This is a genomic window from Caballeronia glathei (assembly GCF_000698595.1).
Taxonomy (GTDB): domain Bacteria; phylum Pseudomonadota; class Gammaproteobacteria; order Burkholderiales; family Burkholderiaceae; genus Caballeronia; species Caballeronia glathei.
Window position 1 is genome coordinate 13,960 of the sequence record NZ_JFHC01000079.1, and the last position, 18,008, is coordinate 31,967.

At 56.1% G+C, this 18,008-nt stretch carries 16 protein-coding genes and 1 pseudogene; 9 read left to right on the plus strand and 8 right to left on the minus strand.

Annotated features, from left to right (window positions below; translation table 11 throughout):
- Positions 1-235: 235 nt before the first annotated feature.
- The 5 genes from BG61_RS40620 to BG61_RS32330 form a co-directional block, all read right to left on the minus strand.
- Positions 236-1,105: an SMP-30/gluconolactonase/LRE family protein gene (locus BG61_RS40620; protein WP_075584268.1), complete on the minus strand. Its 870-nt coding sequence runs from the start codon at positions 1,103-1,105 to the stop codon at positions 236-238.
- A gap of 88 nt (positions 1,106-1,193) precedes the next feature.
- Positions 1,194-2,162 (minus strand): quinone oxidoreductase family protein, encoded by a 969-nt coding sequence (locus BG61_RS32315; RefSeq protein WP_035942576.1) that lies wholly within the window; start codon positions 2,160-2,162, stop codon positions 1,194-1,196.
- A 23-nt stretch (positions 2,163-2,185) separates the two neighbouring features.
- Entirely contained in the window at positions 2,186-2,677 is a 492-nt protein-coding gene (locus tag BG61_RS32320; protein ID WP_051672936.1) for a YybH family protein, read from the minus strand.
- Between the two features lie 11 nt (positions 2,678-2,688).
- Positions 2,689-3,180 (minus strand): hypothetical protein, encoded by a 492-nt coding sequence (locus BG61_RS32325; RefSeq protein ID WP_035942577.1) that lies wholly within the window; start codon positions 3,178-3,180, stop codon positions 2,689-2,691.
- 87 nt (positions 3,181-3,267) lie between these two features.
- Positions 3,268-3,624 carry a MarR family winged helix-turn-helix transcriptional regulator gene (locus BG61_RS32330; RefSeq protein ID WP_051672937.1) on the minus strand — a complete coding sequence of 119 codons (357 nt, stop codon included), beginning with the start codon at positions 3,622-3,624 and terminating at the stop codon, positions 3,268-3,270.
- Positions 3,625-4,194: 570 nt separating this feature from the next.
- Between BG61_RS32330 and BG61_RS32335 the strand changes: the two genes are divergently transcribed.
- The 4 genes and pseudogenes from BG61_RS32335 (at position 4,195) to BG61_RS32345 (ending at position 8,153) form a co-directional block, all read left to right on the plus strand.
- The gene (locus BG61_RS32335; protein ID WP_063741147.1) at positions 4,195-5,703 is read left to right on the plus strand and encodes an amidase family protein; all 1,509 of its coding nucleotides are present in this window, start codon (positions 4,195-4,197) and stop codon (positions 5,701-5,703) included.
- A gap of 27 nt (positions 5,704-5,730) precedes the next feature.
- On the plus strand, positions 5,731-6,222 hold the full coding sequence (locus tag BG61_RS32340; protein ID WP_035942579.1) for a DUF302 domain-containing protein: 492 nt from the start codon (positions 5,731-5,733) through the stop codon (positions 6,220-6,222).
- A 74-nt stretch (positions 6,223-6,296) separates the two neighbouring features.
- Positions 6,297-6,866 (plus strand): TetR/AcrR family transcriptional regulator, encoded by a 570-nt coding sequence (locus BG61_RS40625; protein WP_075584269.1) that lies wholly within the window; start codon positions 6,297-6,299, stop codon positions 6,864-6,866.
- Between the two features lie 1,084 nt (positions 6,867-7,950).
- Positions 7,951-8,153 (plus strand): annotated as a pseudogene (locus tag BG61_RS32345) (cold-shock protein).
- A gap of 235 nt (positions 8,154-8,388) precedes the next feature.
- Here the strand turns inward: BG61_RS32345 and BG61_RS32350 are convergent.
- Positions 8,389-9,759, minus strand: a complete 1,371-nt coding sequence (locus BG61_RS32350) for a hypothetical protein (RefSeq protein WP_035942580.1) — start codon at positions 9,757-9,759, stop codon at positions 8,389-8,391.
- A 1,386-nt stretch (positions 9,760-11,145) separates the two neighbouring features.
- Between BG61_RS32350 and BG61_RS32360 the strand changes: the two genes are divergently transcribed.
- The 3 genes from BG61_RS32360 (at position 11,146) to BG61_RS32370 (ending at position 12,824) form a co-directional block, all read left to right on the plus strand.
- A complete protein-coding gene (locus BG61_RS32360) occupies positions 11,146-11,736 on the plus strand; it encodes a DUF7713 domain-containing protein (RefSeq protein WP_035942582.1) in 591 nt (196 codons plus the stop codon).
- Positions 11,737-12,330: 594 nt separating this feature from the next.
- Entirely contained in the window at positions 12,331-12,486 is a 156-nt protein-coding gene (locus tag BG61_RS43015) for a hypothetical protein (RefSeq protein WP_161783720.1), read from the plus strand.
- Positions 12,487-12,536: 50 nt separating this feature from the next.
- Positions 12,537-12,824 carry a DUF2471 family protein gene (locus BG61_RS32370; protein WP_035942584.1) on the plus strand — a complete coding sequence of 96 codons (288 nt, stop codon included), beginning with the start codon at positions 12,537-12,539 and terminating at the stop codon, positions 12,822-12,824.
- Between the two features lie 31 nt (positions 12,825-12,855).
- On the opposite strand, the gene BG61_RS32375 is transcribed toward BG61_RS32370, so the two are convergent.
- Complete coding sequence (locus BG61_RS32375; RefSeq protein ID WP_035942585.1) at positions 12,856-13,500, minus strand: MarR family winged helix-turn-helix transcriptional regulator; 645 nt, start codon at positions 13,498-13,500, stop codon at positions 12,856-12,858.
- Between the two features lie 195 nt (positions 13,501-13,695).
- Between BG61_RS32375 and BG61_RS43420 the strand changes: the two genes are divergently transcribed.
- Both BG61_RS43420 and BG61_RS32390 read left to right on the plus strand, forming a co-directional pair.
- Positions 13,696-14,037 carry a hypothetical protein gene (locus BG61_RS43420; protein WP_081868254.1) on the plus strand — a complete coding sequence of 114 codons (342 nt, stop codon included), beginning with the start codon at positions 13,696-13,698 and terminating at the stop codon, positions 14,035-14,037.
- A gap of 421 nt (positions 14,038-14,458) precedes the next feature.
- On the plus strand, positions 14,459-15,535 hold the full coding sequence (locus BG61_RS32390) for a PQQ-dependent sugar dehydrogenase (RefSeq protein ID WP_233469233.1): 1,077 nt from the start codon (positions 14,459-14,461) through the stop codon (positions 15,533-15,535).
- 353 nt (positions 15,536-15,888) lie between these two features.
- Here BG61_RS32390 and BG61_RS32395 read toward each other — a convergent pair whose 3' ends face one another.
- Positions 15,889-17,760: a hypothetical protein gene (locus BG61_RS32395; protein ID WP_152565256.1), complete on the minus strand. Its 1,872-nt coding sequence runs from the start codon at positions 17,758-17,760 to the stop codon at positions 15,889-15,891.
- Between the last annotated feature and the right edge of the window lie 248 nt (positions 17,761-18,008).

An 18,008-nucleotide genomic window follows, 5' to 3' on the forward strand; every position in this document is an offset into this window, starting at 1 on the left:
GTCCAGCCAGGCGCGCGCCCACTCGACGCCGCGCTTCTGGGCCGCTGCCTGGCTGTCGTAGTTGCCGACGTCGGTGAAGTGGAAAATCCGGCCCTAGTCTTCATCTTCCCACGGGCCGCGCTCGACTTCGACCCATGCATGCCAGTGATGGACGCGCCGCTAGGGCGCCGACTCGATTGTCCACTCTCGGTGCTGGAGCTTCATAGGCAGAGCCTTCCGTCGGCGGAAGTTTTCGTCACAGGGGTAAAAGGTAGATACGTCCGGATGAACCGGAGACCGACGTCACGTAAACTGCACGTCCGTCACCAGAGATTGCCAGATTCGAATGGTGTTCGCCGGGTACCTCCAGGGCCTTCAACAGCGTCCCTTTTTTATTCAACACCCAATATCCTCCACCATTGAACAAGGCTACGTACATCAATCCATCAGGTCCGATACGAATACCATCTGGAGTATGGCGCCTCCCAGAAGGAGGCGTCAGGGAATCGAGCTGGGCGAATATCTGAGGACTATGCAATGACCCGTCGCGGCTTATCTGATATTCGATGATTCTATCCGCACCACTTTCACCGACGTATAAGGATTTTTCATCTGGGGACAGTGCAATACCGTTTGCATTATCGATACCGTACGCGACTTCCTGCGCCACATTACTCGATTTTGATAAGAAGAACACCTTCCCGCCGCCTGGCCGATCACCCGACGCCGTGAAGTAGATGTCGCCGCGGCGATTCGCAACAAGATCATTGGGACGATTGAATTCCTCCCCCGAAGTTGAATGAGTGACACTCCCTAGGCGAGTCCCATCCGTCGAGATACTTTCAACTACGCCGCTGTCGTAGCACGCCACCCATAAATTTCCGTCTACGGCAACAAGTCCGTTAGCCCCGCATCCGGGCATTTTTCTGACAACTGAGTAGCCACTATCCTCAAGCTTGTTCACCGTCGAAGCTTGATAGTCAACAAAATAAAGAACTTTATTTATGAGAATCGTCCCCTCGGGGAAACCGAGACCATCCGCGACAATCCTCGTGTTTGAGGAAGCAGCGAAAGCACCCCTCGCCAATACCGCGGCAAGCACAAAGCTGGCTAGCCATTTGCACATAGATCGGACTCCACTAACGAACTCAACCAGATCTGCATGAGATGTGGCGCGGCTCCTTTATGCAAAGAACCTGCCACGCTGCATCCGTTCAGGGGTACATAATTACCCGGCCAAAGGCCTGCCTGGACATCACGTAGGTATGTGCTGATTGCGCTTCTTGCAACGGAAACGACTTATCAATCACAACCTCCAGCTCCCCCGTGGCGACGCGCCCCAACAGCGTTTGCACGTTTCCATGGACGCGAGCATGTTCGTTGTCCAGGAGCGTGGGGAAAAAGACGCCATGCAAGCTTTGATTTCCCCGCCACAAACTCACCGGATCAAGCCTATCCTGATCACGCCCAGAAACACCGACCGTAACCATCCGGCCTTTATACGCAAGCGCCTGAACGCCACGCACCAGAGTGCTTCCGGCAATACTATCGACGATAAGATCCACGCCTTGTCCATTCGTCAGCATCGAAATTTCTTTCACAAAGTCACTCTTGACGTAATTTATTCCAGCTGTCACACCGAAAGATTTCAGACGCGATAGGCGTGTGTCGTCCGACGCAGTGGCATACACAGTAGCGCCGGCACGGTGAGCCAATTGTATTGCGGCCAAGCCCAGCGCTCCCGCCCCCGCATGGATCAACACAGATTGCCCGCTGACCAAACCACCTGCCTCAAAGAGACATTCGTAGGCCGTTCCCCAGGCGACGGGCACAGCTGCGGCGACCGTCATATCCAGCAAGTCGGGAATCAACCAAGTGTTCGCCGCCGGAGCAGCCACCCGCTGCGCGTGCGATCCCCACGAAAGAACTGCTACAACACGGTCTTCCGGATGGCGATCGTGTACGTTTTCGCCAACCGCCTTGACTATCCCTGCGCACTGATAGCCAACAATGTGCGGAATACGCGCCAGAGGACGAATTTCTCGATTGATTAAATCGCCTCCTTCTACCGATATAGCTCTTATCTCTATAAGTACGTCATCAGGACCACATTCCGGTTCATCGATCGTTTCATAACGGAACACTTCTGGCGCTCCATTCTCGTAATACACAGCGGCTTTCATTTGCAATCTCCTTGGTTCGATGCTCACTGCACCGCGATGGGAACGACTGAGCTAATACGCCACCCAGCCGGGGTGCGTACTGCAACTTCATAGACCAGGTACGATGCCGTGCGTGCATCGGCGGCAGAATGCCCCAATGTGATCTGCGTAGGCGCGTAGATTTGGGCCACATCTGTAGTTACAGGAATCACGCGCAATTTCGTCACGTCGGGTTCGAACTTCCACACGCCTTTGAACGTTTCGCGGAAGTGGTCAATAAGCGAGGGCTTTCCCCAGTACTGATATGGGCGAGCCACAAAGACAACTGGGTCTCCAAGTTCATTTGGCGCCGCGATAACTGCGTCAAGTGCGTCGAGATCGTGCGCCGTTGCTGCCCGAGCTTGCCGCTCAAAAATCTCTTTCACCTGCTGCCGGTCTGCCTCCGTGAAGGTAGTAGCGCCGATGCACGCATTCGCGGCAAGCAGCGTTGCGCAGGCAATTCCGTAATACAGCGCAGCCTTAAATTGTGTTTTCATCGTGGTTTTCTTTATTGTGCCGGTATGGGAAGAATTGCCGTGAATCGCCAACCTTGCGATGTACGCACAGCAAATTGGTTAATCAGGTAGGTCGCAGTAACTGCGTCTTTGCCGGGTGCGCCGAGTGTTACTTTTGTCGGTACATAGATCTGCACGGTATCCGTATTCAGTGTGATTACTCGAATGCGCGGCATATCAGGATCGAGGTGCCATGTCCCTTTGAAGGTCTCTTCAAAGTGCGTCATGACCTCCTTCTTTCCCCAGAATTGATAAGCCCGAGCAACAAACGAAACAGGAGACGATTTATCGTCGGTACCATCGGCCAAGATGCTGTCGAGTTTGACGATGTCATGCGCGTTCTCTGCCTCCACTTGCTTTAGGAACAGCGCGCGAACAGCCTCATCATCACTCAATGCCTTTTCATGGGCGCAAGCCGCAGTACTTGATGCTGCTGCCATAACGAACATCGCAACCAAGCGCGGCACAAGAGATTTTTCAAACATAATTAGCCTTATATGCCCATATTGTCAATGCATCGTGAGGGCACGGGCAATCCACGCGATGTCGTTTGTTTTGCTGCTTTGTTTTTTCTATTCTGGAATTTCTAGATCTAAGGTAGTGATGCGATACATTATTCGGCGCATTGCCAGCGCATCCTCTTTGCCGAAAGCCGCTTCGAATTGACGTTGGGCGCGTTCCCAAGCAGTCCTACCGGAGGCCTCCTTCACCCGTCCCGCTTCGGTCAAAGTAATTTCTCTTTCCCTGCGGTCGCGTTTTCCAACCGCGATACGGATCAGTCCATCTCGCTCAAGTGGGCGCATGTTATGTCCCATTGTTGCTCGATCGGTAACTAAAGACTCAGCCAACTCGGCGATGGTGAGTACCCCCCGAGTGGCAATCAGATTCAAAATGGCGTATTGAGTTATCCGTAAGTCGGTTTGGGCCATACATAGATCGTAAAACCGCCCCAAATGGCGGGATGCCTTGCGAATGGCCGTACTGTTACAAATCCCTGGCGGGAGGTCGTGTCGACTCATAAATCAAACTTGACTGGAGAGTTGTATCAATACTAGGGGCATATAAGCATATTAGTCAAGAGGTAGCGCCGTTTCTTGGGCGCGCCGAGCGCGCAAGAAACGGCTGCCGCTGAGGCGAATGTCGGACAGGTCTGCGGGCCCATCCAGTCGATCTCGCACGGTCAGGGCGCTCGCCAAGCAGCCAGGTCGCCACCGCAGGCGTGGGCTGCAAGATGGTCTGTGGAATACGATGCACCAGCGCTGGCTGTGCGACTTGCGCATGTCCTCGGCGCCAAAGCCCATGTTGCCCAGCCCTCAGCCCCCAGCCGACCGTTCCGACGGTCGCTCGATCTCTTATGCCCGCTAACGTTACTTGATGCTTGCACTCGCTGATCTTTTGAATTACGATCGTAATGTACATTATGACCGTAATTCAAAAGATTACTTTAGAGCTTGGAGACCAGTCCGGCCCTAAATTTTTAGATAAGGTGAGGTTATGTCATGCAGGAACAAATTGAAGTGAACCGTGCACCCGAGAGCGACGCGCTTGCATCGCTTGGCGTCGCTGCAGCAGCTGAGGCGATCCGCAAGGGAGAGATTTCGTCTGAGTCATATGCGAGCGCGCTATTGCAGCGGGCTCGTGACTATGCCGACCTGAACTCGTTCATTACGATTGACGAAGAGGCGGTGCTGGAAGCTGCCAGGAAAGCTGATAAGGCAATTGCCTCCGGGGTGACCGCGCCGCTGCTTGGTGTGCCCGTTGCGATCAAAGATAGTTATCTCACGGAAGGGCTTCGTTCAACCATTGGCCTTTCCACTCTGGATCGTTTTGCGCCGGAGCATGACGCCGATGCGGTGCAAGCAATCAAGGACGGCGGCGGCATTGTTTTCGGCAAAAACAATCTGGTGGAGATGTCCTTTGGCCTGACCGGTCACAACGAAGCGTACGGTCAAGCGAAGAACCCCCATAACGCAAATTACGTCTCAGGTGGTTCTTCCGGCGGTGGCGGCGTATCCGTCGCGGCACGCCTCGTGCCGGCGTCCTTGGGCGGCGACACCATCGGCTCGATTCGTGTGCCGGCATCGTTTTGCGGTGTCGTCGGCTTCAAGCCCACCACTGGCCGTTGGCCGCGCAGTGGTGTTGCACCAATCTCCCATACGCTCGATACCACCGGGGTGTTTGCCCGAAACGTGGAAGACTGCATCGTGATCGATCGCGTTGTCACCCGAGACGAGACTCCTGACACCCGCACGCATTCTGATCTGAAAGGCGTTAAGCTTGCCTACGCGCCGCATCAATTTCTGGAGCTGGTTGATCCTGAAGTTGCGACGCAGTTCAAGGAAACCATTCGTCAGTTGCGTGATGCTGGCGCGAATGTGGTGGAAGTCGATCTTGGAAAAGATTTTTCCGGCCGCGCACTGTCCGCGACGTGGAATATCTTCTTCCGTGAGACCAAGGCAGCGGTCGAAAAATTCATCCGTCAGAACAATGTGCCCACGACCTTCGATGAGATCGTCGGTGGCCTAAAGCCGGGTCTGAAGAGTGTATGGGACCAATTTGTGCTCCCGAACGGGCAAGGGTACATCTCCGACGAGATCTATAACACTGCGCTATCAGTCGAACGTGCAGAGATCAAGCGTCGTTATGCCCAAGCATTCTTGAGCACTGGCGCCGAGGCACTGATTCTGCCTACGACGCCGGCCACGGCGCCGATGATCGGGCAGGAAGACAAGATACTGTTGGGTGGTCAAGAGATGAGCCACTTGGTGCTTGCCAATAACACTATTCCCGCAAGTGCGGCTGGTCTTCCAGGTATTAGTCTTCCTATCGGCCTGTCCGATAAGGGACTGCCGATCGGTCTTGAGCTTGATGGTCCCTATGGTCGAGACAGGGCGCTGCTGTACGTTGCTCGCCGCGTGGAGGCTGTGGTGGGCACGTTGTCGGCACGTTGTCGGCGCCCATCTAATCGCAGCTTCAAAACAGAACGTTCACTAGTTCCGCAGCCTTAACTGCTTGTGTTATCTGAAGGAATCGATATGTCAAAGCCGATTTATGAAATAAAGACGACTGCTGTCGAGCACGTCACCATTCGTTCGAATCATTCGTTCGCTGTGGTTAAGGCCAAGCTAGAGAGTTTGATTAATCGCATTGATGATGGCATCTTCACCTTGCTGCGTTATGGTGAGACAGTGCGCGCACTAAGAGAACTTGAGGCGTTGCCAGCCCTGTCGATCTTTGGCTTCCGAGATCATGGCGCGTTGTTGGGAATTGTTGGCCCACGTCGGTATTCGATTCAATACGACATCGGTAATCCTCTTACTGCGTCGAAAATGACGCGACACGCTATTTCCGCGGGTCTCTATGCGCCTATCCGTGTCCTTCTTCGTGAGGATTTGAATGGAGGGGTGTCTTTCGAGTATGACCGTCCCGTTTCGATGTTTGGGCAGTTTGACAGCTCAGAGATTGACATGGTTGCTGCGCAGCTGGATAAAGACCTCCGTGCTGTTCTGGAAGAAGCAGCGTCGTGAATTAACATAAGGCGCAGGAGCGCGGAAGACTGCGCTTCCTGCGACAGGTTTCAGATCAATGAGCGGTGAAATCCATGCGTTTTGAAAAAGGTCATAAGGAAAATACCCGTAGGCGCATCATTGATGTCGCTTCAAGGCGATTTCGACGAGATGGTATCGCGGCGTCAGGCCTAGCCGGCATTATGGCTGAGTCAGGACTGACAAATGGCGCGTTTTATCCCCACTTTGACTCCAAGGAAACTTTGGTCAAAGAGGCCCTTTCAAGCGCATTGAACGACCAGCATTCTGCATTGACGAACGACAAGACCGGCGCGGTTGATATTGAAGATGCTATTCGTCGATATCTCAACAGGTCTCACCTGCTGGGTTGTGATGAAGGGTGTCCATCCGCCGCGTTGCTGCCCGAGATTGGGCGTCAGTCTGAGTCGACGAGAAAAGTGTATGAAGAGGCATATCTTTCGTATGTTGAAGGCTTAGCTATGTTGCTTCCTGACCCTAAGTCCAACAAAAGTCGACGGCAGGCAGCAACTATTTTTGGCTTAATGGTCGGTGCTATCCAAATTGCTCGTGCTGTGTCAGATCCGCAGCTTGCGGAAGAAATTCTGGAGGATGGGGTGCAAGCAGCACTGAAATTGTCACGTTAGTGAGGCATGCCAAAGATCACGGTAGATTCTAAATGAATCGAGGGGAAATCTCGGCAACGGGAGTTGACGCCGCTCACGAAGAGGGCGACGGAGCCGCCCCGACACGTCGACCCCCCTCCCGGATTGAGCAACGAACTGAATTCGATTCGAGCCGGATGCCATCCAACTCCTGACTCACGATCCTCTTGACCAGTACATCTAGCGATTGTCTGTTCACTGTCGCCTTGGACCTTCATAACACCCAAGGGCCTGAAGGGGAAGATTAGAGTTCTCGGTTCTATGTGGCTTACCGACAAGAGGCCCGTAAACTTTGTGCCCTAGTGGCCGCGCAAACATTTTCTATGACGCTGCATCGCCCAGGTCGGTTCTGCACGAACTCACGGAGCCCCGAGAAAACTGAGGAAGTGAACTCCTACCTTGGCCAACCGGTTCAATCAAGCCTTCAGATCCAAGTTTCACGGCGAAAAAGGTCTTCAGGATGGAAGTCGATGTCCTTCATGGTTTCGAAAAACTCGTGCGAGACTACGAGACCGTCCAATTTATGGCAGGCCCACTAGTCACAAGATTGGGCCCCTTTTTTTAACGATATTCCTACGCGCAAATCCGCGAAAAAGGCAAGGCGATGCGAAAACTGATGCATCCAAGATGCGCCGGCAAACTCAGGCCATATCTCGACCATTGAGCCGGGGACGCGCTCCGATCTCCTATCCATTCTTCACTCGGTTCGTCGAAGGGCCGGAGCGCCGGCAGTGGGCGCCCACACCTGCACTAGCCGAAATTGGTTGGTGCGCCCGCGCGAGGTGAGCCTTTGCGGGAGCGCGCAATAAGCAGAGTTGGATAGCTTCCCGGCAAGCGCCGCCGCCGTCGGAGTGTCAGTGATCTTCGCCTTCCTGAGGCGTGGCGCGAGGACCGCGGGCGTTGCGCGGGCATATCCTTCGCATTGGTACGAATGGCGATCGGTGCTAGTCTCAGGACGGATCCCGGTTGTCGGGAACGATTTTCTCGTGCTACAAAGTCAATGCCGCTCCAATGCAATAGACGGCGTGTTCACCCGAAATGGACGACCTCTAGCAAAAATCAGCAGATGGCAGCCGGTACCGTAAAGTGGTTCAACGACACGAAGGGTTTTGGCTCATCACGCCCGATGGTGGTGGTGAGGAGTTGTTTGAGCATTTTTCCGAAGTGAAGGCGGATGGTTTCAAATCCCTGCAGGAGAACCAGAAGGTCAGCTTCGAAGTGAAGCAAGGTCCGAAGGGCAAGCAAGCGTCCAATATCCAGCCGCTTTAGGCCCGTACGACCATCGGATCTGCTCGTTTGTGGATCCGGCGCAAGATTTCTGACGCTCATCTTGCCGCGTTCCCCAAGAGATACGACTCTCCGCGTTCACGTAGCATGGTCTCTCGTGGCGAGCCGCTAGATTTGACTGCGAAGTGGGGTGACCTCATCTCGACTGCGCGCCGCGGCAGCGGGCGCGGACCACACATAGCCAATGCGACGTACACTTCCACTCCCCACCATCCACTCACAGCAACATCGCTTGCTGCAAGAGTTCCAGCGCTTTCAACTCGTCCAATCGACCAGTCCGCGCTTTACCTGCTAACGTCTTTATCAGCGCCTCCGCTACCGGTTCGATACCTTCGAGACTATCGAGGCTGCTCGGGGAAGAAAAGGAGGGCAATATCGAGCTTAGGTGCTGGACTGCAGCAGGTGAGAGTTGCTCGAGCGCTGCCGAATCCGGAAGGCTCTTTCCAAGTGAGCGATGAGCAAGCTCAGCGGACGGAGGGTTTGCATGATCTTGCTGGCTGAGGACCATCGCCTCCTCAACTGAGACACCCGCCGGAATGGGTGGGCTCTCAACATCGACCACTACGGCCCCCTGAGCGTGCCCCGCGCGCGCCTTCGTACCGGTGGACTTCGGGAGCGTGGGCCCATTTGTCGGGGCTGCAAGCGGTCGTTCTTGCTGGGCAGACATTCGGCCGCGGGGAACAGGAGCGAGCAAGCGGGACACTGATTCGGGGATATCTGTTTCCGAATGTGGAGTGTCCAACCAGCCGATTGGCAAACCGAGGCGCTCCGTGAAACGGCGCGCTTCGGCATCGTCCATGCGCTTCTTGCCGTGTAGTCGATGGGCCATGTTAGAAGCGGTAAGCGCCATGAGCGCCCCAAGCCTCACTTTTGACCCGTTGCGGTTCGTGAGAACGTGGAGGTTGGCGCGCCGAGTATTTTCTACCGCCACGCTGCCATTCAATGCCAGTGATTGCGGTAGGCTCGCCTTCGGAGAAGGCTTGGCTTTCGCGGGAGTGTCTTTTTGCGGGGCACGCCCTGCGCCCAGCCGCACGGTCTTCGTACTTCCACTACTCTTGACGCCTGCTGGCGATCCGCCAGTTGCTTTCTTTCGCATTTCCGGTTCCTCGGACAAACAATCTTTAGGTAATGGCTGTTGGCTGAGCTTTGGGGGGGTGGGCTTAAGTGTTTCGGACAGGGCTTCTAGTTCGTCGTCGGATCGAACAAAATGTAAGGGTGAGTTCAAACGAGCGATCGTCTCGGGCGCGAGTACCGGATTGGGCTGGTCAAAGAAGCCGTGAGGCAACCCAAGCGTCGTTTCCATGTGAAAAGCAGTCTCGGGCGTGAATCGCTCGCCCCTCATCAGTTCGGCCACTCGCGTCAGGTTCGAATCAAGTCCTAACGCAATATTCTCTGCACCCACCGCATCGACCAGTAACTGAAACGATCGCGTTTTAAAAATGGAGGCGGTCTGAGCGGGGTCTCGACTGGGAGCTCCCTTCGCGTATAGTTGGCCCTGTCGGTTGGTCGGCGGCTTTTTGACCTGGTGGCGCGTTTGGCGCTGGCCGCTGTCTCGAGATCCTGAGTATCGCTCGTGCGCTTGACTCATGAAGTAGGGGCTCCCTGCCTTAATTCAGACTGTAGTTCTTCGATTATAGACGAGGCACGTCCACGAGCCGGCGAAGCAGATGCTGATTGCGGCTCCTGGTTAGATCAGTTCGAAGAACATCAATGCCCCAGACAGTTCGGAACGTCCGAAGCTCGCGGGCGCGCTTTGCTGATCATCATCCGATTCCTCCAGCGAGTGGGGACGATTCAGGAAGAGATTTCAATCGCAGCATTGCCAGCACGCCCAAGGCGGGCCCCGGAGCTAAAAGCGAAATGCGCATCGCGCGAAGACTTCCGCGGGCAATGGAATAAGCCAGTTCGTCGCGACCGTGAGGGTGAAGCCGATGGCAACCTGCAGTGTGAGGACTGTTCCTGCATAAGATTGGTCCACACGCTCGGTCACCATCGCAGAAAACTGCGCCGAGTCTTCGACCCCGGCGAAGCCCAACACCAGGCCCAGGGACCCAGCAGCCCAACCCGCCAACGGCAATCACCGCAAAGGTCGTAAGCGGCGGCCGGACCACCCCTTATTCCCCCGGATACTCGATTCAACGCCGCCGGCATTGTGGCCACTTAATAGCTGACACTACGTCATTGGCGGAGCCGACAGTTCCTTGGAGAAAATCGTTTGCATGCAAGAACCCCGACTTGCGCTGGACCAGCAAAGGGTCGCAAATCGGCGTCGGTGCGACCCTGCAAATCGGTTGATAGCGGCGCGCGATCTGCCTCAAAGGCGGAGAAATCGACAACCGCGAAGTGTAGTCAGCAATCGTTGGGTCAATTGCGGATCAGGACGAAGTGAGTGTCGCGCCACGCTTGTCAATGCTCGACGTATCCTTTGCTGTTTGAACCGGCAGTGCCCGCCGCGGCCTACCGAACGCCCTGCCGATTTCGAGTCGGTCAGGAAGCGTTGGGAGGCGAGCAGATCGTGTTGCGTGAGGGAGGAGAGGGCTTGCGCAACTCGACGGCCTACCAGAGCATCGGGCCTCGCCCTCCTTGCGGTAGCTGTCCGAACGCGGTCTCGATGTCGGCGAAGCGCAGAAACCACGTCTTGACCGCGTCCATATGGTGGTCGGCGAAAATCTGCGCCCGCACGCCGAGTGCGCGATTTGCACCATGGCCGCCATCGAGGCCGGGAGCGCATTCAGTGTCCGGATTTGCCGGGAGAGATCAACGGTGCGCTCGGATGAAATTGCGAGAGTTGCGTTGGCCATCAGACCGCCAGCCCTGAGTACCATTAGCAGGCAGTGTCGACGACTCGGGCGGTGCGATTGCTACTCTGATTCTCTGAGCCGGTTTGCGGGCGTCGCGTGCGGCCCTGACGGGACCTTGGCGGGGATTTTGTGATACCGTCGGATCATGATAATTTCGCGAGGGGACGTTCACAATGACTTCGCGCGCGACCTGCGCTGAGTGCGGCATCCCGACGGCGTCTTACGAGGCGGTTGAGGTGACGACCGACGGCGGCGCTTGTCGTCTGCTTTGCAGTCGTTGCTTCAACAAGGAAATGGCTGAGCGCGCGGGCTTGCGGAGATTCGAGCATCCGCGCTTCGTGCCGGTTCGGCTGCACGACGCTGACGGGGTAGCGCACGAATTCCATTTCCGCACTTTGCTGTTCGGCGACGACCGGCTCTCACTCGAAGCCTTTGAACTTGAGAGCGATGGCGACCCAGGGGGATTTAAGGTTCACGTCCTTGGTGATCCCAACGGAGACCCGTTCGCGTTGTTGGCCAAACTCGTTGGCAAGATGCGTCGACTCGTGTCGATGAAGCACGTGCGTAATGATAGCGCCGGCCTGCAGATTATCGATCAAACTGTCCGGGGTCGCGTTGAGTGGGACCATGTCGAGAATGCGAACACACCATGTGTGGTGGTCGACGGAAAGCGCATTAGCTGGGACGACTTCGGAGCCATGCTGATGGCGTTTGAAGGTTGGCAATTTAAGCTCGAACTTCGAGACCCAGGTGATGAGATCTAGCGTGTCCTTTGCGACCAGACGCCCGTCGCGGAGCCATCATCAGCAGACCCCATCAGGCCGCCATTGACTTTAGGAATGAACTGCTCGCCATAGGCTGGCCCGACGGAAAGCGTGTCGCTGAGATGGCCAGAGCGTCGGTGGGGAAAAATCCGGCCCAGTATGCTGCCCGCTTACGTTCAAACGGCTCCCTGCTAGGAGTATGGGATGCGCCCGAGCGTACCTTCAGGCACCCGGACTTCCAGTTCGACATGCATGGGCGACTCCGTCCAGAGGTTGCTGAGTTGTTCAAGGTCCTGCCCGGCGCGGACGAGGATCGAGGCGGATGGCGGCGCGCATTTTGGATCTACTCGCCATATCCTCGGCTGGACGAAGAGGCTCCGGCCGAGACCTTTGCGCGTGACGCAGAGCGGGTGATCGAGGTCGCCAAACGCGAGTTTCATATCGCCGGGAAGTTCTCGATGCCAACTCTGCGTTGGACACGATGCGGGATGGGTTGCTCAAGCGAACTAAAGGAAGAACAAGAAGACGGCAGAAAGAGTCTTTTGGACCTACACCGACCTAACCGAGAGCGCTGAAAAGGAGATCGCACTGAACATGGCCGAGGCGCGTTCGACGCGGGACGTCGAAGAACGAAAGCGCAACCAGCAATACGCGACGGGCGTACTGATGGGATGGCTCGCGGTGGTAGGAAGCAGCGCACTCGAGGCCGACCGCGAACGCCTTAAGAAAAAGGTGCTGTTGCACGGCTAAAGAACGGTAGAGTGGGGCCTGTCTTCAAATGAAGCGAAGGGGAAGAGTCGATGGATGTGCTTTTTGCCGCTGAAGCGGCTGTTCGAAAAGCCGTACCTTCGGTTGTGGCCCACCATAAATCGGAGGAGGGCGCACTGACGTGGGCCCTTATTCACAGGATCGAAGCAGAAGTCCTCGGTGATGTGGCCTCGACGGGAAAGCACAGCAAGAGGATCCTGGATATGATTCGTGCTCCGGCCTTGTTGGAATATCCGAAGGACGATCGCCTGGTATCGTTTACAGGTCATGACGTCGTTCCCATTGTCTTCAAAGTTATCGACGAGGCATGGCACAGTTAGAACGGGCCGGGCGAGGGCGCGATGCCCTAGTTCAAGTCACCTGTGCGAAAACCTTCCAGCTCTTCTTTTGCGTGGAGACGTCGGCTTCTTCGTACACGGAACAGTCGAGCCGTAGATCGGTGTCGGCCATCGACAACTGCAGGAGCGCGCAGTGATGCGGCGATCGCTTCGGATTCTTGCTGACCTCGAAGTGCGCGCACGAAAGGCACATGCGGTGCGCCGGCATCTGTTCCTTCGTTTCCAGTTGTCGGATCGCTTTCAGCAACGTCCGATAGAACGCCGCCTGTTCATCGGCGCGCAGTGTGCCGACCGCCTTCGCTAGAAACCCCGGCCATTGCAACGCGCGCTTCGCCGCCGTACGCCCCCTCGCCGTTAGACGCACGGCGAGGGCCCGGCCGTCATCGATCGCGCGCCGCTTTTCGACGAGTCCCTTTTCTTCCAATGTACTGACGGCATCACTGGTGGTCGCCGCGGAGAGGGCGGTTTCCCTCGCGATTTCGCCGAGCCGCATCGGTCCCTTGCGCTGCATCAGCAAGACGAGAATCTCTCCCTGGGTCGGCGTAAGCTTCGCGCCTTCCGCCCATTCCCATGCTTGGCCGCGCATCGCGGTGCTCAATCGCAGCAGGCCGTGCGTCACCCGTCCCGCTGTCTGCACTCCGTAGACGCCTTCGCTCATGGTTCTCGCTTCTCCGTCCGATTGTGGGTATGCCATTTTAAGCGTTACGTACAAACTCTCGCTCGGACGGCGCTTTCCATGCTGATGAATAGCACAGTGACACGGCATTGATGTTGTCAACGGTGTGATCTAAGTTCCGTGCGAGACTTCGCACTTATGCACAGAAACGGTGGATAACCTTGTGGAGCACTGAGCATGAACGATGAACCCGTCCTGTATTCTTACCGATGCGTGGCGTGCGGGCGACGCGGATCGATGCACCTTGTCGGCGACGACCACGAGGGAGAGACAGTACCGTGCCAGTCTTGCGGTGCGCCGGTCACGCTCGAATGGGACGGCGGCGTCACTCTGGACGGACTGCCAAAAAGTTGGTCGTCGGGCTTCGGCGCCTATTCTCAGTCTATCCTTCGTGAGGAAATCGGGGCAGACTATGCGTACGAATCGATTCGCCGAATACAACGGATGGGTGATCGAAGCCTCTCCGACAATCATCGCAGCGCAGAGACTTTTCCGCGCTGGCGCAGTGATCAGCCGTGATACTGGAGAGCGGTTTGTGTTCAGCGATCTCGGAAACCGAGTGTACAGATGCCAAGCCTACGAGCGCGGCATCGAATGGGCGAAACATTGGATCGACTGCAACTACGGCTGCGCCAGAACGTCAGGAGCGTCGGACAACGAAGCAAATTAATTGGGTCGTGTATAAAAAAGCGGATAATAATTATTATGTCAATTAGCCTTCCCCAATAGTGGCCGTGCTTTGGCTTACCTGAGCCCAGGGCTCGCGCATCTGCTCCGACTCGCCGTCCGGGCGCACTGCGGTTCTATTGCGTCGGCCAACGACAAGCTCGGAGAAGGCGGTCGCTTCCACGGCGTCTTTGAAACACTGTTGCGAGCCGAACCGTGGCGGTGACTCTCCAACGAGCATGCGCTATCATGAACGCTTGGAAAAGAGATCACCGTGGCCTATGGGCCTGCTGAAACGTTTCGCCTCACAGTGGCCCCGGTAGCGAGTGGACTTACCGCTCCGATCTACCTTACCGCGCCTGCCAATGACCCCCGGCTTTTCGTTGTCGAGCGAGCAGGTCGGATACGGATCGTCCGCGACGGGACGCTGCTCCCGGCGCCATATCTCGACATCTCGGCGCTGACTTCGACCAATGGTGAACGTGGCTTGCTGTCGATGGCGTTCGACCCCGCGTACGCGTCGAACGGGCGGTTTTACGTCTATTACACCGCAGCAGATGGCGCGATCACCGTATCTCGATTCCAAGTCTCATCCGCCAACCCTGACGTGGCCGATCCGAGCGGCACGGTGCTTCTGACCGTTCCGCACCCAGGCGCATCGAATCACAACGGCGGCCAGCTAGCTTTTGGGCCAGACGGCATGCTGTACCTGGCACCCGGCGACGGTGGTGGCTCGAATGATCCCGCCGGCAATGCGCAGAACAAAGCATCTCTGCTCGGAAAGATGCTGAGGATTGACGTGCGGGGCAACGGCTACGCGATACCTTCTGACAACCCGTTCGCTACAGGCGCGGGCGGCCGGCCAGAGATCTGGGCAGTCGGTCTGCGAAATCCGTGGCGATTCTCCTTCGATATTACGGGGCAGATCTACATCGCGGACGTCGGCGAGGCTGCGCGCGAGGAGGTCAACGTCGCCCCGGCGACAAGCAGCGGGCTGAATTATGGCTGGGACAGAATCGAAGGTACGTTGTGCGTCGGCGCGGCCACCTGCGATACGACGGGTCTGACACCCCCGGTCTTCGAATACACTCACGCAAGCGGAGGCTGCGCGATCCTCGGGGGCTATGTCTATCGAGGCGCCGCCGTACCTGAAATCCGGGGACGCTATTTCTACACCGATCTATGCACCGGTCGCCTGCAGAGTTTCGTCTTTCGTGATGGCGTCGTGACGGAATCGGTTGATTGGTCATTGCCGATACCGGGGACTGTGTTCTCTTTCGGCACAGATGCCGCGCAGGAGATTTATGTGCTGACCGAAGGGCAAGTGATGCGAATCCAGCGGACGCAATAGCGATAATCACCCCTCGCTATGTTCGCCCGCTGAACGGTTTTCGCAGCACCGCTAAGCAAGCGACCCGGAGAAAAGCCATGTAAGCCCCATGAGAACGCTCGCCTGTTGTCTCTTCATGAGGCCTTACGCGGATAGATCAGTGCGGAGGAGCTCTCTTCAACGTCGGACCGCATGTGGCCACTAGTAGCCGTTCGCGCACGACCTCACGCAGCCATTCCAAAAGCCGGTTCGCTCCATAACCCGCCGGATGCTAGCGGTCAGCAACTCGGCCTTGCGTACGTTCATAGACACCATCTTCTACGTCAGCACTACGGCGGAATCTCGCTTGAGTGCAAACTGGGATTTTCCCGATTTCAGTTGTTGAGCTGTAGGCGCTCAGCGACTATTTCCACCAGCATGTACGGTCGGCGAAACACGCCACCTTTTGCAACGTCGATCACGTTGTTGTTCCAATCTCCGGTCCAAAGTCCGATCACATCCTCCAGAAGCCATGTACCAATCGATTTCCCAAGTTCGGCGGCCCGCCCTGGATAGAGCACGGTCGAAGGCTCACCACGCTCAATCATGTCGAGCATCAGACGTGCGGGAATGATGGGGATCGAGACGTCAGCGTGGCACGGCCCAAGAGTAGCTAAAAACCCAGCCATTGTCTGACGCGCAAGGTCTTCCAGTTGGCTACGATCAATGCTGTACCGATCGCTAGCTTGATCGACATCACGCGTTATCCGCTTCGCTTGCAGCAATGACACTCGCTGCGCAAATAACTTCTCCCGATCCCGTCCTGTAAAGAGGATACAGATATCTGTGGATAGCCGTTTAGCGCCATCGGTACCAGGACCGCCCTCTTCCGTTTTCCCAACGATTCTGTGCGTCAGGTGAATGCGCAGATATTCGTACTCGTCGTGCTGTCGAGCAAGTTCCTCCAGTCGCGAAGATACTATAGCCAACGCTTGACTGATTCGATCAAAAAGGATCGCGACATGCGTTTCCTCACCGCTGCTTCGCGTCGGACTAATGTCGTTGCTGTACTTCCGAGCAACATCGTTGACCGTCTGCTCGATGAGATTTTCAATCCGATCGTCGCCAATCCAAGTTCTTGTCGGTCTCGGACGAACACTGCGTCTCGAGAGCTCGTCTTCACGGGTAGCACTTTTCAAGAGCTCTTGTTCTATGATGTCGGGCACCGACGACATAAGGTCTAACAGAGCCGTCGCTCGTCGGCGCACGAAACGGTCGCTGTGGCGCCTGAGTTGATTCAGATATGGCTCAGACTCTGGACCCTGTAACCTGGCGGCCGCAAATAGCACTTCGCGATCGTTCCCTGCCTCTCCGTAAAGGAAAAGAAGCTCAACGACCGCGTTGCGAAGTTCGATATCTCCTCCAACCGCACGACGTAGCTGCCTTCGCCACGACTCTCGGCTCTGGGGTGAAAGATAGCTTAGCTGATAATGCGCGCTTCGCTGACGAAGAATGCCGAATTCGTCCAACAACTCAGCGACCTCAAGGACGTGCTGGCCTAGTCCACGCTCAAATGCCGAAACTTCATCCGCGTCGCCTCGCTTTAGCCATAGCAACGCCTGCAATTGCCCCCAGCGAGTGTGTCCTGCTGAATCCCGCAGAATGGCGCCCATCGCACCGGACAGAGACTGATGCTTGAGAAGCTCGCCTTCAAGGTCATACTTCCAAGCATGTTCAAGTACCGCGCGAGCCGTCTCGAACGTGCCTCGGACCAACTTCAGTTGATTCAGTTCGCGATTGGAAGGCTTCCCCTCCGTGAACTTCTCCACCATCTGCCTGTGTAAAATAGGATCATTTGTCAGCACTTGCCAACGATCAAGCGCTTCGTCAAATCCTACGCGATCAGCTGAGTGCTTTTGTTGGAATCGATCGAAGGCATACTTCCTCGCCTGCACAGCAAGCGCTTCCCAATTTCGCTCCAGAAAATCATTCAGTGCCTTCTGAACGAGAGCAACATCGTCTCCCTCACACAATCTGTGAACAAGAGTTGAGACGGAATGTAACTTGTCCCAGTCCGGTTTGATCGCTGCCACATCTTCACTTATTGCCGCTGCTATCTGATGTGGATCAAAAATCGGTTCTTCTTCAATAATACCGATCTCAAATAGATTCATTTCTTCAAGCGCGCTCCACGCCTCGTTGGCGTTCGCGTACAGCGCTATCGGTGAAAATGAGCTATTTTTTGCGGAATCTTCTCGTTCGGTCACAACACGTCCTTTCGATTTGGTTATTTTTAGCGATGTACTGCCTTTTTGTTCAGATACGACTCAACGCCTCTCGGATTCTATCGCCTGTGGCTTATTACTGACCTCCGAGTGAGCCTCGTCGAAAGTCGGCAAAGGCCGACAACTTGCCTGCAGAGACGCCGCGCGAATGGCCGTTCTAGTTGAAAGTAGCCATTGAGCGTGCAACTGCCCAACGGCTCATGTGGGTCGGTTTCGGGCGACCGCGTCGG

Coding starts and splice junctions, on each gene's coding strand:
- BG61_RS40620 (WP_075584268.1), bottom strand. CDS start 1,105: ATGTGCAAATGGCTAGCCAGCTTTGTGCTTGCCGCGGTATTGGCGAGG.
- BG61_RS32315 (WP_035942576.1), bottom strand. CDS start 2,162: ATGAAAGCCGCTGTGTATTACGAGAATGGAGCGCCAGAAGTGTTCCGT.
- BG61_RS32320 (WP_051672936.1), bottom strand. CDS start 2,677: ATGAAAACACAATTTAAGGCTGCGCTGTATTACGGAATTGCCTGCGCA.
- BG61_RS32325 (WP_035942577.1), bottom strand. CDS start 3,180: ATGTTTGAAAAATCTCTTGTGCCGCGCTTGGTTGCGATGTTCGTTATG.
- BG61_RS32330 (WP_051672937.1), bottom strand. CDS start 3,624: ATGGCCCAAACCGACTTACGGATAACTCAATACGCCATTTTGAATCTG.
- BG61_RS32335 (WP_063741147.1), top strand. CDS start 4,195: ATGCAGGAACAAATTGAAGTGAACCGTGCACCCGAGAGCGACGCGCTT.
- BG61_RS32340 (WP_035942579.1), top strand. CDS start 5,731: ATGTCAAAGCCGATTTATGAAATAAAGACGACTGCTGTCGAGCACGTC.
- BG61_RS40625 (WP_075584269.1), top strand. CDS start 6,297: ATGCGTTTTGAAAAAGGTCATAAGGAAAATACCCGTAGGCGCATCATT.
- BG61_RS32350 (WP_035942580.1), bottom strand. CDS start 9,759: ATGAGTCAAGCGCACGAGCGATACTCAGGATCTCGAGACAGCGGCCAG.
- BG61_RS32360 (WP_035942582.1), top strand. CDS start 11,146: ATGACTTCGCGCGCGACCTGCGCTGAGTGCGGCATCCCGACGGCGTCT.
- BG61_RS43015 (WP_161783720.1), top strand. CDS start 12,331: ATGGCCGAGGCGCGTTCGACGCGGGACGTCGAAGAACGAAAGCGCAAC.
- BG61_RS32370 (WP_035942584.1), top strand. CDS start 12,537: ATGGATGTGCTTTTTGCCGCTGAAGCGGCTGTTCGAAAAGCCGTACCT.
- BG61_RS32375 (WP_035942585.1), bottom strand. CDS start 13,500: ATGAGCGAAGGCGTCTACGGAGTGCAGACAGCGGGACGGGTGACGCAC.
- BG61_RS43420 (WP_081868254.1), top strand. CDS start 13,696: ATGAACGATGAACCCGTCCTGTATTCTTACCGATGCGTGGCGTGCGGG.